This window comes from Plantibacter sp. lyk4-40-MEA-4 (genome assembly GCF_030209415.1).
In the GTDB taxonomy this organism is placed as follows: Bacteria; Actinomycetota; Actinomycetes; order Actinomycetales; family Microbacteriaceae; genus Plantibacter; species Plantibacter flavus_A.
The window spans coordinates 446,092-459,751 of record NZ_JARVSA010000005.1; the positions used below are offsets into that span (position 1 = coordinate 446,092).

Annotated in this window: 11 protein-coding genes and 1 tRNA gene; 5 read left to right on the plus strand and 7 right to left on the minus strand. The window is 69.3% G+C overall.

Going from position 1 to position 13,660, the window contains the following annotated elements; all coding sequences use genetic code 11:
* Positions 1-29: 29 nt before the first annotated feature.
* From QRN44_RS12025 to QRN44_RS12045, 5 genes are all read right to left on the minus strand, one after another.
* A complete protein-coding gene (locus QRN44_RS12025) occupies positions 30-1,151 on the minus strand; it encodes a DUF4333 domain-containing protein (protein ID WP_285039227.1) in 1,122 nt (373 codons plus the stop codon).
* A complete protein-coding gene (locus QRN44_RS12030; protein ID WP_285039228.1) occupies positions 1,148-2,074 on the minus strand; it encodes a hypothetical protein in 927 nt (308 codons plus the stop codon). Before QRN44_RS12030 ends, QRN44_RS12025 begins: the two co-directional genes overlap by 4 nt.
* A complete protein-coding gene (locus QRN44_RS12035; protein WP_121290177.1) occupies positions 2,071-3,126 on the minus strand; it encodes a trypsin-like serine peptidase in 1,056 nt (351 codons plus the stop codon). The genes QRN44_RS12030 and QRN44_RS12035 overlap by 4 nt, the downstream gene beginning before the upstream one ends.
* A gap of 164 nt (positions 3,127-3,290) precedes the next feature.
* A tRNA-Glu gene (locus QRN44_RS12040) sits at positions 3,291-3,363 on the minus strand.
* A gap of 108 nt (positions 3,364-3,471) precedes the next feature.
* Positions 3,472-4,374, minus strand: a complete 903-nt coding sequence (locus tag QRN44_RS12045; RefSeq protein WP_285039229.1) for a diacylglycerol/lipid kinase family protein — start codon at positions 4,372-4,374, stop codon at positions 3,472-3,474.
* An 83-nt stretch (positions 4,375-4,457) separates the two neighbouring features.
* On the opposite strand from QRN44_RS12045, the gene QRN44_RS12050 reads away from it, so the two are divergent.
* Complete coding sequence (locus tag QRN44_RS12050) at positions 4,458-5,096, plus strand: MBL fold metallo-hydrolase (RefSeq protein WP_064296288.1); 639 nt, start codon at positions 4,458-4,460, stop codon at positions 5,094-5,096.
* Positions 5,097-5,106: 10 nt separating this feature from the next.
* Here QRN44_RS12050 and QRN44_RS12055 read toward each other — a convergent pair whose 3' ends face one another.
* Positions 5,107-6,201 (minus strand): fatty acid desaturase family protein, encoded by a 1,095-nt coding sequence (locus QRN44_RS12055; RefSeq protein WP_071260911.1) that lies wholly within the window; start codon positions 6,199-6,201, stop codon positions 5,107-5,109.
* Between the two features lie 372 nt (positions 6,202-6,573).
* Here QRN44_RS12055 and QRN44_RS12060 point away from each other — a divergent pair, with 372 nt between their 5' ends.
* On the plus strand, positions 6,574-6,777 hold the full coding sequence (locus tag QRN44_RS12060) for a cold-shock protein (protein ID WP_056006986.1): 204 nt from the start codon (positions 6,574-6,576) through the stop codon (positions 6,775-6,777).
* A 172-nt stretch (positions 6,778-6,949) separates the two neighbouring features.
* Here the strand turns inward: QRN44_RS12060 and QRN44_RS12065 are convergent, their stop codons facing one another.
* Entirely contained in the window at positions 6,950-7,651 is a 702-nt protein-coding gene (locus QRN44_RS12065) for an SOS response-associated peptidase (RefSeq protein ID WP_121290171.1), read from the minus strand.
* A 141-nt stretch (positions 7,652-7,792) separates the two neighbouring features.
* Between QRN44_RS12065 and imuA' the strand changes: the two genes are divergently transcribed.
* The 3 genes from imuA' to QRN44_RS12080 are packed head-to-tail and all read left to right on the plus strand — an operon-like array spanning position 7,793 to position 13,589.
* Positions 7,793-8,530, plus strand: coding sequence for a DnaE2-dependent mutagenesis accessory factor ImuA' (gene imuA', locus QRN44_RS12070; protein ID WP_199687059.1), 738 nt, complete (start codon positions 7,793-7,795; stop codon positions 8,528-8,530).
* Positions 8,527-10,122 carry a DNA polymerase Y family protein gene (locus QRN44_RS12075; RefSeq protein WP_121290169.1) on the plus strand — a complete coding sequence of 532 codons (1,596 nt, stop codon included), beginning with the start codon at positions 8,527-8,529 and terminating at the stop codon, positions 10,120-10,122. The genes imuA' and QRN44_RS12075 overlap by 4 nt, the downstream gene beginning before the upstream one ends.
* Before the next feature lie 44 nt (positions 10,123-10,166).
* Entirely contained in the window at positions 10,167-13,589 is a 3,423-nt protein-coding gene (locus tag QRN44_RS12080) for an error-prone DNA polymerase (RefSeq protein WP_121290167.1), read from the plus strand.
* Positions 13,590-13,660 lie beyond the last annotated feature (71 nt).

Genomic DNA, 13,660 nt, shown 5'->3' on the forward strand with positions numbered 1-13,660 from the left:
CTCGAGGGGACGTCGGCGCCGACACCGTGCTACTTCGGCGCGTCGATCCCGACGCGGTACTGCCCCTGGTCGTTGATGACCTCGACGGCCACCGGGTAGCTCTTCGCGTTGTACGAGAACGTGCACTCGAACTGCGTCCCGGTCGTGGCCGGCTGGTCACTCGGGCACTCGACCTTCTCGACGTCCGCGAGGCCGAAGTCCTGCTTGAGCACCTCGGCCACACCGGTCTGCACCGAGGCGCGGTCGAGCATCGGCGTGAACAGGCGACCGACCGAGAGGAGGGTGAGCGGGACGGCGATGAGCGATGCGGCGACCGCACCGATGAGCACGCCGATCCAGAGCTTGCGCCCGAGCGGCTTGCGCGCGGGTTTCCGGCTCGGAGCAGGCTGCTGGCCCGCGACGCCGTACTCGGGGCCGGGACGGAACGGACCGGTCTGCTGCGGACCGGACTGCGATCCTTGCTGTTGCGGACCTGGCTGGAACGGGCCGGTCGGGTGCTGCGCCTGTCCCGGACCGAAGGGCTGTGGCCCGGTCGGGCGTGCCTGACCGTAAGGAGGTTGACCCTGCGGCCCCTGAGGCCGGTTCTGAGGCTGGCCCTGCGGCGCGCCGAACGGACGTCCCTGTGGAGCCTGGCCGGGGGCCTGACCCTGCTGAGGACCCCCGGGCGCGTGACCGGGCTGACCAGCCGATGTCGGGGGCCGGAAGCCGTCCGGACCGCCTGGCCGCCCGTGCTGCTGCGGCTGCTGGTTCGGGCCTGCGTTCGAGGGCCGCTGCTGCTGCACCCACGGCTGCCCCCCGGGCGCGCCGGCGAACGGCGCTCCAGGCTGGGTGGGCGGCTGCGGCGCTGGACCGTTGGACTGCTGCCCTGGGGCGCCTCCCTGCAGACGAGGCCCTCCGCCGGTCTGACCAGGCGCGGACGCCTGAGACGGGCCGTTCTGAGACGGGACGCCCTGCGGCGGTCCGTTCTGACCCTGCGGCGCGCCGTTCTGGGGTGCACCGTTCTGCGACGGCGTCTGACGCTGCGGGCTCCCCGGTCCGAACTCCAGGCGGGGTGCGTTCGGGTCGGGGAATCCCGGCGGCTGCTGGTCGGGGCGCAGGGGGCCGCCGACCGGGGGCTTTCCGAGGTCCTCGGGCTTCTGGTCGTCGGTCATTTCCTCAACTCCTCGATCCGATCCCAGAACGCGGCCTGATCGGCCGCCGGGATCACCGTCACGTCGAATCCTGATGGTGCGGTCGGCAGGTCCTCGAGCGTCGACGTGCCCGACACCTCGAAGCCGGCCTGCAACTGCAGCGTCGTCTCGCTGTCGACCGTCCCGCTCAACTCCATCTTCACGAGGCCGCCCTCGGCGTTCTGGAAGATCGTCACCGGGAGGAGCGTCGCGAGGTCGTCCTCGCTGAACGACGAGACGAGGTCGTCCGGGAGGTCGAAGAGCGTCCCGACGGCCAGCACGCTCTCGAGGCTCGCGCTCGTCGAGATCTGCGAGGAGCCGTCGTTCCGCATCGAGACGACGACGCTGCTGAGCGCGCCGTCACCCGAGCTGCGAGTGGTTTCGACCGCGCTGTAGATGTCGCACGCGATGGAGATACCGGGGTAGACGCAGGCCGGCCCGAGCGAACCCTCGGCGTCCTCGTCAGCCACGTACTGCGTCTGGACGGCCACCCACTCCGTGGGCGCGAGCTCCTTGAGTTCACCGCCGAGCAGCAGGAGGTCGTAGTCGACTCCCGCCTGGTGATAGATGTCGACGGTGTCGCCGTCGGCCGAGCCCTTGTCCTGGCTGAACGACGCGGTCGGGTCGCCGAAGAGCACGACCGAGTCGTTCTCGTGCGACTCGAGGTCTCCCGAGACGGCGTGGACGTATGCCGACCCGATCACGTCCGGCGCCTGGCCGATCTGGGCTGACAGCAACTCCAACCTCGCCTCGGCGAGATCCTGCATGTAGCTCTGCTGGGCGGCGGCGTCGGGGAACGCCGATCCGGGCGTCGTGCACGCGCTCAAGGCGAGCGCGGCGGTTCCGGCCAGAGCCAGGACGCCGATCCGCCGCCGGCGTCGCGTCACACTCGCGCTGGCGGTCATGACCCCTCCGCCAGAGCATCGTTGTACAGGGTGAGCGCCCGCTGTCCGAGGACGGGGCCCTCGAGCCAGGAACCGTCGCCGCGTGAGGTGACCGAGGTGACGTACCCGGCGCCGGTGGCGGGATCCAGGCGGGTGAGCCAGCCCCCGCCCGAGCAACCCGGGGTCATGAGGCAGTCGACCCGGTATCCGGCATATCCCTTGGTGGCGGCCTGGCTCGCGCAGTAGCGCTGCGACTGACCGTCGAACGGTGCGGCGGACGGATACCCGATCACCGTGATGCCCTCGGGCGGCGTACCGAACGAGATGCCCTGACCGCCGGTCACCTCCTGGATCTTCTGACCTGCAGCGTTCGGGGCGAGCCGGATGAAGGCGAAGTCGTAGGCCCAGCCGTTGCCGCTCGTCGCACCGCTGGCGTCCGAGGTCGCCTCACTCGTGAACTCGTCGGGGACGTAGGTGCTGACCCCGGCCCACTGCCCATAGGGCTGGGTCTGGCCGTTGGCCGCGTCGGCCGGGATGAAGATGATGTTCTCGGCGAGCTGTTTGCCGTACGTGTCCCAGACGCAGTGGCCCGCCGTCAGGACGAGGTCCATGGTCGGGGCGTTGACGACGCTCGCGGAACAGACGTACGTGGCACCGCCGATGGAGAAGTACAGACGTCCCTGCGTCGCCGCCGCCAAGCCGGTCGCCGGGTAGGGGTCGCCGGCTGCTGTCGGGGTGATGGCCTTGACGTCGACGTCGGGACCGACCCCGGTACTCGGGTGCACGACCACGCCGGTGGCCTGGTCGCCCGTGAGCGTGTCCTCGCCCGGCTTCAGATCCGGAGCCGTCGCTCCGCCGAACTTGTCGTCGGTCCAGTAGTCGTTGACCTCCTGGGGACTCGCGTCGAAGTCCTTGCGCAGCGTGTCGTCGGTGCCCCCGGCCACGTCGACGACCGGGCCCGCACCGCCGGCCACGGGCTCCCCCGTCACCGGGATGGAACACCCCGTCAGCAGCGCGGCGAGGATCAGGACTGCGGCTGTCGCCGGAGCGCGGCGCTTCTGCTTCACGGTCACCCGGCCAAGCTAGCACGCAGCGGCGCTCGGCGAGATCGGTGCGGGCCCTGCCATCCGCGCATTCTGGAGGGCCTGCGTGGACATCCCGGGGCAGGCTCGAGCCGCCGAATGAACGAAGCCCCGCTCCCTGATGAATCAGGAGAGCGAGGCTTCGTTCGGTGTTGTGACCCCAACGGGATTTGAACCCGTGCTGCCGCCGTGAGAGGGCGGTGTCCTAGGCCGCTAAACGATGGGGCCGTAAGCAACGGATATGAGTATGCCATACGATTTCGAGCCGTACAAATCGAGGCCACCAGCGGCATCCGACGGGCGTGTCGCGCGGTGCTCACGGTCGATCGGACAGGCTCAGACGAGGACGCGGAGGGCACCGGGGACCACGTCGATCGTGACCGGCAGCGGACCGACGCGCTCCCCGTCGGCGTAGGCCGTGATGCCGTCCGCGGCGATCGAGACCGAACGGACCCTCGACAGTCGCACGATGTCGAGGCCGGTGTGGGCACCCGAGAAGACCTTGGGGAACAGCCGGAGGAACCGGAATCGGGACACGGGCGCGACGACGAAGAGGTCGAATCGGCCGTCGGCGAGGTCCGCCTGCGGCGCGATGAGCATGCCTCCACCGATCGAGGTGTTGTTCGCGACTGCGAGGAGGACGGCGTCGACCGTCTCCGGCGTCCCGTCCACGGTCAGCTCGTACCGGCGGGGTCGCAGGGCCAGGAGCTCACGGAGGATCGCGATCGTGTACCGACTGCGCCCGCGCGGCCGTCGCATGCGGTTCGCCCGTTCGTTGACGAGGGCGTCGAAGCCTGCGGACACCGCACCGACGAACCAGGTCGTCCGCTCGCCGTCCGTCACCGTGCCGGCGTCGATCACGCGCGGCCCACCCTCGAGCGCACGGAGCAGGGACGCGATCGCGGCTGCGGGATCCCCCAGCGGGATCCCGAGTCCCCTGGCGATGTCGTTGCCCGTACCGGACGGGACCACGCCGAACGGCAGGCCCGAGTCACGCACCGCCTCGACGGCCAGACTCACCATGCCGTCGCCACCGACGACGACGAGCGCGTCCAACCCGGCCTCGATGGCAGTCCGCACCGCGCTCCGGAGCTGCCCGACGGTCTGCTCCTGCAGGCGGACGGCGCGGTGCCCGGCTTGCTCGAGGGCGTCGAGCACCATCGGGCCGACGGCTCGGGTCGAGCCGAACGACGCGGTCGGGTTGATGGCGACGCCGATGCGTCGGGGCTGCGTGGTCACCTGCCGATTCTGACAGGCCCACGGCGGCCGGATACCCGGATGACCGGGTTGCCCCCGGCGCTCCCACGGTATTCACTCGTCCTATGAGACTCACGAAGTTCGAACATGCAGCATTCCTCCTCGAGACGGACGGCGCCAAGCTGATCGTCGACCCGGGCGCGTTCACGTCCCCGATCGCCGATGTGGAGCACACCGCGGCGGTCCTGATCACGCACCTGCACCCCGACCACTGGACCGCGGAGCACCTCGACCGCATCCTCGCCGCGAGCCCGGAGGCGGTCCTCTACGGACCGGCCGGTGTCGCCGCCGCCGCGGACGGGTACGACATCACCGTCGTCGCCCCGGGAGACGTGGTCGAAGCGGGGCCGTTCACGCTCCGGTTCTTCGGCGGGACCCACGCGGTCATCCATTCGTCGATCCCGGTGATCGACAACGTCGGCGTCCTCATCAACGACCTCGTGTACTACCCCGGCGATTCCTTCGCCGTCCCCGAGGGCGTCGACGTCGACCTCCTGGCCGCGCCGGCCGGTGCACCGTGGATGAAGATCTCCGAGGGCATGGACTTCGTCACCGCCGTCGCCCCGAAGCGCGCGTTCGGGACGCACGAGATGGTGCTCTCAGGGCCGGGACAGAGCATGTCGCACGACCGCCTGCAGTGGGCGACCGAACAGGGCGGCGGGACCTACTACCCGCTCGCCCCGCTCGACACGCTCGAGGTCTGAGACCGGACGACTACCGGCGGCGGAAGTTCGCCGCCGCCGGGCAGTCGAACGGGTCGCGGGCTGAGAGCCCGACCCGGTTGAGGTACTCGATGACGATGGCGTAGGACTGCAGCAGGGTCGTCTCCGTGTACGGCACCTGCTGGGTCTCGCAGTGCTCCCGCACGATGACGCGAGCACGGGCCAGAGCCGGGCGAGGCATGCTCGGGAACAGGTGGTGCTCGATCTGGTAGTTCAGGCCGCCCATGAAGGTGGCCATGCCGAAGCCGCGGACGTTGCGCGAGGTCAGCACCTGCTTGCGGAGGAAGTCGAGCTTCATGTCCGCCGGGATGATCGGCATGCCCTTGTGGTTCGGCGCGAAGGACGCACCCATGTACACGCCGAAGACCGCGAGCTGGACGCCGAGGAACGCGAACGCCATGCCGACGGGCAGGAAGAGGAAGATCGCGGCCAGGTACAGACCGACGCGAGCGACGATCATGCTGATCTCGGCGGCGCGGCCGTCGACCTTGCCCGGACCGAAGAGGGTCTTGAAGGACAGCGCGTGGAGGTTGATGCCCTCCAGCATGAGGAGGGGGAAGAAGAGGTAGCCCTGCTTCCGGGTGATCAGCGCCTGCAGGCCCTTGGCCTTCGCCGCGTCCTCCTCGATGAAGGAGATCGTGTCGATCTCGATGTCGGGGTCCTTGGTGACCTGGTTCGGGTTCGCGTGGTGGCGCGTGTGCTTCGTCATCCACCACGAGTAGCTGATGCCGACGATGCCCGCCGCGAGGAAGCGACCGGCGCGGTCGTTCGCCCGGCCCGAATCGAAGACCTGACGGTGCGATGCCTCGTGGGCGAGGAAGGCGAACTGGGTGAGGATGATGCCGAGCGCGCCGGCGATGAGCAACTGGAACCACGACTCGCGGAGCAGGACGAAGCCGGTGACGCAGCCGAGGAGCGCGATCACGAGGAACGAGAACGTGAGGATGTAGAACGTGCGGTGGCGGCGGAGGAGTCCTGCTTCGCGAACCGTCTTCAACAGCGACGAGTAGGAGCTGGTGACGTTCGCAGCGCCGGGCTTGCGGGGGCTCGTGGCACGAACCGGGCCGAGGATGGCTTCAGTTGACATGGGCACTCCGGAGGAATCGTGTCGACTTCCCAGCCGGGATGGTGAGCGGACGCTCGGGCGAGCATGAGCTCTGCAGATGGCCTCAGCCTACGGTCGACGGCTGGGGAATCACCGCACACCGCGAGATCCGCTGGAGATACCCAGGCATCACGACGAATGTCGGAAAAAGATGCGGAATTGGCCAATCCGTTACCTGATCGGCTGCCGTTTCGAGCCGAGATGGGCTAACGTGGATCGAAGTTGTTGTGTTGCGCAGGTATTTCAAGCCGCGTTTCCACCGATGGATACGCTGCTTTTCTGAGGAGCGAGCAAAGAACACCGCGACGAACGGGCCCGAAAGTCGGGAACGGTCACTCATGAAAGAGGAAATACATGTCAACTGGAACTGTGAAGTGGTTCAACGCCGAAAAGGGCTTCGGATTCATCACTCCTGACGACGGCAGCGCCGACGTCTTCGCACACTTCTCCGCCATCGCGACGAGCGGCTACCGCTCGCTCGAGGAGAACCAGAAGGTCGAGTTCGAGACCAACCAGGGCCCCAAGGGCCTGCAGGCCGAGAACATCCGCCCCCTCTGATTCTCTGATCAGTCGGAGCTGACGATCCGAGCGGCAGGTCATTCCAGCCCTCGCGTCTGAGACACCGAGAACCGCCCCTGACGTTCGCGTCAGGGGCGGTTCTGTGTGTCCGGGGTAGATTTCGTGTCTCCGGGGCGGTTCCGTTCCGTGCATCCGGCCGACTCTCCTGCGGCTACTCCTGGACGGGGAGGATGAGCTCCGGTCCATCGCCCTGCAACGGCGCCACCCGGTGGAAGACGAGCTGCTCGGCGACGTCGGTCGCTGCGGACACCATCTCGTCGACCTCGTCCTGGTCGGCCTCGTGGTGCGGGTCAAGCCAGGCGTCCCAGCATTCCGGAGGCAGCGTCACGGGCGTCCGTGGGTGCAGCTCCTGCAAGGGACCGACCGCCGGCCGCGTGAGGATGGTCGCGCTCAGCACCCAACGCCGCGGGTCGTCGTCCGGTCGCGAGCGGTCGCGCCACCACGAGTAGAGGGCCGCGAAGACGATCGGTTCACCACCAGCGGTCTGCACGTAGTACGGGGTCTTCGTCGCGCCCTCGGTGTGCCACTCGTAGTACCCGGCGGCGGGGACCAATGCGCGCTTCTGTTTGACCGATGGCGCGAACGTGGGCTTGGTGGTGACCTCCTCCGCGCGAGCGTTGAAGGTCGGGTACTGACTCTTCAGCTCGGTGGCGAACGACGGCACGAGTGACCACCGCGCCGATTCGAGCCGGCGGACCGCCGACCCCGTCTTCACCGAGTCGAGGATGATCGGGATCTGCTCGGTCGGGCGCACGTTGTACGAGGGCCCGGGCAGCTCGGCAGCCGCGTGGTCGATGTCGAAGAGCTCGATGAGCTCCTCGGTGGATTCGGTCACGACGAAACGTCCGCACATGGGCCCAGCGTACCGGGCGCCGCTGACACCGCGGACCGCGTGTCGGTGGGATGCCGGACCATGGTCGAGTCATCCGTCAGTCGTCGTCGAGACCGGATCGAGCCGGTTGACTTGTTCGAAGATATGTTCGAATATTGAGCCATGGCCCTCCGCGCACTCGTCGACTCCCCCGTCAGGGCGGACACTGCGACCGAGCTGCACGAACTCCAGGGGCGCATCAAGCGGATGCAGGGGACGCGCCTCGACACCCGATCCCTGCCGACCGCTCCTGAGCTCTCCCGGCTCCTGCCCGGTGGCGCCCTCCAGGCCGGAGGCAGCTACTCCGTGCTCGGCTCCACGGCGCTCGCCATGTCGCTCATGGCCGGGCCGTCAGCAGCCGGGACCTGGTGCGCCGTCATCGGTCTCCCGTCGTTCGGCGTGGAGGCGGCGGCCTCCATGGGCATCGACCTCGAACGACTCGTCCTCGTCCCCCAGCCCGGTCCGGACTGGCTCACGGTCACCGCGGCCATGGCCGACGTCGCCGGCGTGCTCATCACAGCGCCTCCCGGACGGATCGCCCCGAGCGACGCCGCCAGACTCGCGGCTCGCCTCCGGCAGCGCGAGGCCGCACTGATCGTCCTCGGTTCCTGGCCGCAGAGCGATGCGACGTTGCGCGTGACCGAGAGCTCCTGGAGCGGCCTCGGGGCGGGGCACGGACATCTCCGGCATCGGCGACTCACCGTCAGCTCGATGCTCGGCCAGGGGGCTGCGGGCCGGCCCAGGACCGCGCACCTGACGCTGCCCCTGGGATCGACCGAGGGTCGCACCGCACCGCTCGCCGGCTCCGCCCTCCTCGACGACGACACGGTCGTCCGGCTCCCGATGGTCGTGAACCGATGACGACCGAACCGCCTGCGGGACCGGTCGAGCGCACCATGGTCCTCTGGTGTCCCGACTGGCCGATCGTGGCGGCACGACTCTCTGGAACGCTGTCCGAGGACACGGCCGACGCTCCGCTGGCCCTGGTCGAGCATGGTGAGGTCCTGGCCTGCGACGCCAGCGCACGTCGAGCAGGAGTGCGGCGTGGACTCCGTGTCCGCGAGGCCGAGGCCCGCTGTCCGGAACTGGCGACCGCCGACTACGACCCGGTCGTCGACACCCGCGCCTTCGAGCCGGTCCTCCTCGGCATAGAGGAGCTCATGCCGGGCGTCCAGCCCTTCCGGGCCGGGCTCTGCGCCATCCGATCCCGAGGACCGAGCAGATACTACGGCGGCGAGTCGGCTGCGGCGGAGGTCCTCCTGACCCGCCTCGACGAGCTCGGTGTCCCCGATGCACGGATCGGCATCGCCGACGGCCCCTTCGCCGCGGAGCAGGCCGCGAGGTCCACCGCGTTCCAGCAGGACGGTTCCCGGATCATCGCGATCCCCTCCGGAGCCTCTCCCGCTTTCCTGGCCCCACTCCCCCTGTCCACCCTCGGGCGCCCCGAACTCAGCTCACTGCTGCACCGGCTCGGGATCAGCACCCTGGGGGCGTTCGGCGCGCTGCCCGCGACCGAGGTCCGCGACCGCTTCGGCCCCGACGGCGCCCGAGCGCACCGCCTCGCAGCCGGCGCGGACGCCCGAAGCGTCGTCCCTCGGGTGCCGCCGACAGAGCTGGCCGTGTCGATCGCCTTCGAGCCCCCGCTCGACCGCATCGACCAGCTGACCTTCGGGTTCCGGCAGTCCGCGGAACGGTTCATCACCGGCCTGGCGGAGGCCGGCCTCGTGACCACCGCGATCACGATCAGCATGCGGAGCGAGCGCGGGGAGCGCTCCACCCGCACCTGGCTCCACCCACGCTGGTTCACCGCCGGCGACGTCCTCGATCGCGTGCGCTGGCAGTTGCAGGGCGCGTCCGACATCGATCACGGACTCGCCTCCCCCGTCGAACTCGTCGAGGTCGTCCCGGAGACCCTCGACGACGCTGCGGAACACGAGGAAGGACTCTGGGGCAGCGGACCGGACGAACGCATCCACAGCGGACTCGCCCGTGTCCAGAGCATGCTCGGCCACGACGGCGTCGTGACCGCGGTGCCGTCCGGCGGCCGCCTCCTCCTCGACCGCCGCATCCTCGTCCCCTGGGGCAGCGTTCCGCCGGGTGGTGAGGCGGCCGTGGCCGAACGTCGGAACCGGCCGTGGCCCGGGACCATCCCGGGAGCGGCTCCGTCGACCGTCTTCGACACCGCCGTGCCGGTCGAGGTCGTCGACGCGACGGGTCAGACTGTGGCCGTCGACGAGCGCAGCACCGTGAGTGCAGCACCAGCACGGTTCTTCGCCCTCTCGGACTGGCACGTCATCCACGGTTGGGCCGGCCCCTGGAGCATCGACGAACGCTGGTGGGACGACGACGACCACCATCGCGTCCACCGTCTCCAGGTCCTCGACGATGCGGGTGACGCCTGGCTGCTCCTGTTGGAGGAGCAGCACTGGAGGGCCGAGGCCCGCTACGACTGAACCGCATCGCGTCCGCACCACACCGCATGACGAAGGAGCCCAGCATGGGATGGAACAACCCCCCGGTCTCATGGTCGGAGTTCGAGCGCCGTCTGTCCGACGCGAGCCGTCCGGCCACCCTGCCGCTGGGAGCCGACGGTGGGGACAGCCCGGCCTGGTCGCGGAAGCGTCAACCGTACGTCCCCGAACCACCGGAGCAGCGCCCGTCGACGACGCGGGTCCCCTATGCGGAACTCCACGCGCACTCGAGCTTCAGCTTCCTCGACGGCGCGAGCCCGCCGGAGCGGCTCGTCGAAGAGGCTGCGGCACTCGGCCTGCACGCGCTCGCGCTCACCGACCACGACGGTTTCTACGGTGTCGTCCGGATGGCCGAGGCGGCGGAACGGTTCCCCGACCTCCGGACGGTCTACGGTGCCGAACTGTCCATCGGCCTGGACCGGCCGCAGAACGGCGTCCCCGACCCCGTCGGGCATCATCTGCTCCTGCTCGCCCGTCGAGCAGAGGGGTATCACCGCCTGGCCGGCGCGATCACGGACGCACAACTCGCCGACGGAGCCGAGAAGGGCCACCCGATCTACGACCTCGAGCGGCTCGCCGCCTCCGTCGCCGGCCACGTGACCGTGCTCACCGGGTGCCGTAAGGGGTTCGTCCGCACCGCGCTCCGTGAGCACGGTCCGGAGGCCGCCGCCGCCGCGGTCGACCGACTCGTCGCCCTGTTCGGTCCGGAGCACGTCGTCGTCGAGTTGAGCGACCACGGCCACCCGGAGGACTCGGCGGAGAACGATGCACTCGCCGAGATCGCGGCGTTGCTCGACCTCACCGTCGTCGCGACCGGCAACGTCCATTACGCCACGCCCGAGCAGCATCGACTCCAGACCGCGCTGGCGGCCGTCCGAGCACGACGCAGCCTCGACGAACTCGACGGATGGCTTCCCGCGGCCGGAACCGCGCACCTGCGGAGCGGAGCCGAGATGGCGGACCGGTTCGCCAGATACCCCGGAGCGGTGGCACGGAGCGTCGAGCTGGCGGATGAACTCGCCTTCAGCCTGCGGGCGGTCCGCCCGAAGCTCCCGCGACAGCGCGTCCCGGAGGGCCATACACCCATGAGCTGGCTCCGGCATCTGGTGCTCGAAGCCGTCCCCGTCAAATACCCCGACGCCACTCCCGAACACCTCCGACGCATCGAACGGGAACTCGAGGTCATCGAGCAGAAGGACTTCCCCGGGTACTTCCTGATCGTGCACGACATCGTCAGTTTCGCCCGCGGCCGTGGCATCCTCTGCCAGGGACGCGGTTCCGCCGCGAACTCGGCCGTCTGCTACCTGCTCGGGATCACCGCGGTCGATTCGATCTTCTACGAGCTGCCGTTCGAACGGTTCCTCTCCAGCATGCGGGAGGAGGAGCCCGACATCGACGTCGACTTCGACTCGGACCGGCGCGAGGAGGCCATCCAGTACGTCTACGAGACCTACGGACGCCGCAACGCCGCTCAGGTCGCGAACATCATCAGCTATCGGCCGAAGTTCGCCGTCCGCGACACCGCCAAGGCGCTCGGGTACAGCCCCGGTCAGCAGGACGCCTGGTCGAAACAGGTCGAGCGTTGGGGCGGGGTCATGTCGAGCACCGACCACGACATCCCCGAGCGCGTCGTCGGCCTCGCGCAGCAGATGCTCACCCTGCCCCGGCACCTGGGCATCCACTCGGGTGGCATGGTCCTGACCGATCGCCCGGTCGGCGAGGTCTGCCCGATCGAGCACGGGCGCATGGACGGTCGCACGGTCCTCCAGTGGGACAAGGACGACTGCGCCTGGATGGGTCTGGTCAAGTTCGACCTCCTGGGTCTCGGCATGCTCTCGGCCATCCAGTACTGCTTCGACCTCGTGGCCGAGCACACCGGAGAGCGCTGGACCCTCGAGACCATCCCGAAGGACGAAGCAGGGGTCTACGATCAGCTCTGCCGGGCCGACACCATCGGGGTCTTCCAGGTGGAGAGCCGCGCACAGATGGGTATGCTGCCGCGTCTGCTCCCCCGCCGGTTCTACGATCTCGTCATCGAGGTCGCCATGATCCGCCCGGGGCCCATCCAGGGCGGCGCGGTACACCCCTACCTGCGCCGGAAGACCGGCCAGGAGCCCATCACCTACCTCCACCCGAGCCTCGAACCGGTCCTCGAACGCACGCTCGGCGTGCCGTTGTTCCAGGAGCAGCTCATGCAGATGGCGATGGCCGTCGGTGGGTGCTCGGCTGAGGATGCGGACCTCCTGCGCCGGGCGATGGGATCGAAGCGTGGCGAGGAGAAGATCGAGAGCCTCAAGGACACGCTGTACCTCGGCATGGCCGGCAACGGCATCGTCGGTGCGGACGCCGATGCCGTGTACGCCAAGATCCAGGCCTTCGCCAACTTCGGCTTCGCCGAGAGCCACTCCCTGAGCTTCGCCCTCCTCGTCTACGTGAGCGCCTGGCTGCGCCTGCACTACCCGGGGGCCTTCCTCGCGGCTCTGCTCCGCGCGCAGCCCATGGGGTTCTATTCGCCGATGACGCTCGTCGCCGACGCCCGCCGACACGGCGTCTCCGTCCTGCGTCCCGATCTGCATCGCTCCGGCGCACAGGCAGGCCTCGAAGCGCTCGACCCGGAGGCCACCCCCGGCGCCCCGGTCGCTCCCGGCGGGCGCACGCGCTGCCTCGAACACGAGCAGGGACCGACCGGGCTCTTCGATCCGCTCCTTCCCGACGATTCGGCAGGACACCGGCGCGACGGCGCACTCGCCGTCCGGCTGGGACTCTCCTCCGTCCAGGGGATCGGTGAGGAGCTCGCGAAGCGGATCGTCGCCGAACGGGAGTCCGGAGGGCTGTTCACCAGCCAGGCCGACCTGGCCAGGCGGATCGGCCTGAGCTCCTCGCAGTTGGAGTCGCTGTCGGCGGCGGGCGCCTTCGACGGATTCGGCCTCACCCGTCGTGAGGCGATGTGGGGCGCAGCGCAGGCCAGTCGGCATCGTCCCGACCAGCTCGAGGGGACGTTCACGACCGTGCAGCCGCCGTTGCTCCCGGTTCCGACGGCCGCCGAACAACTCATCTCCGACATCTGGTCGACCGGGATGTCGACCGACGACCATCCGATCCGCCACGTCCGAGCCGAACTCACGCGTCGAGGCGCGTTGCGGTCCGATGAACTCCTGACGGCACAGACGGACCGTCGCGTGGAGGTCGGGGGTGTCGTGACGCATCGGCAACGGCCGGCCACGGCGAGCGGCATCACCTTCATGAACCTCGAGGACGAAGCGGGTCTCGTCAACGTGATCTGCAGCGTCGGCGTCTGGAACCGGTATCGCCGCGTGGCCAGGGAGGCCCCGGCGATGGTGGTCCGCGGCATGCTCGAGCGATCACCGGAAGGCATCGTCAATCTGGTGGCGGATCGGTTGGAAGCGCTCCGGATCGGGGCGAACACCCGTTCGCGGGACTTCCAATGACCCGTCACGACCAAACCGCGGCGGGCTCCCCCTCCGAACACCCTCTACAGCACAGCACGAGACTCATGGGA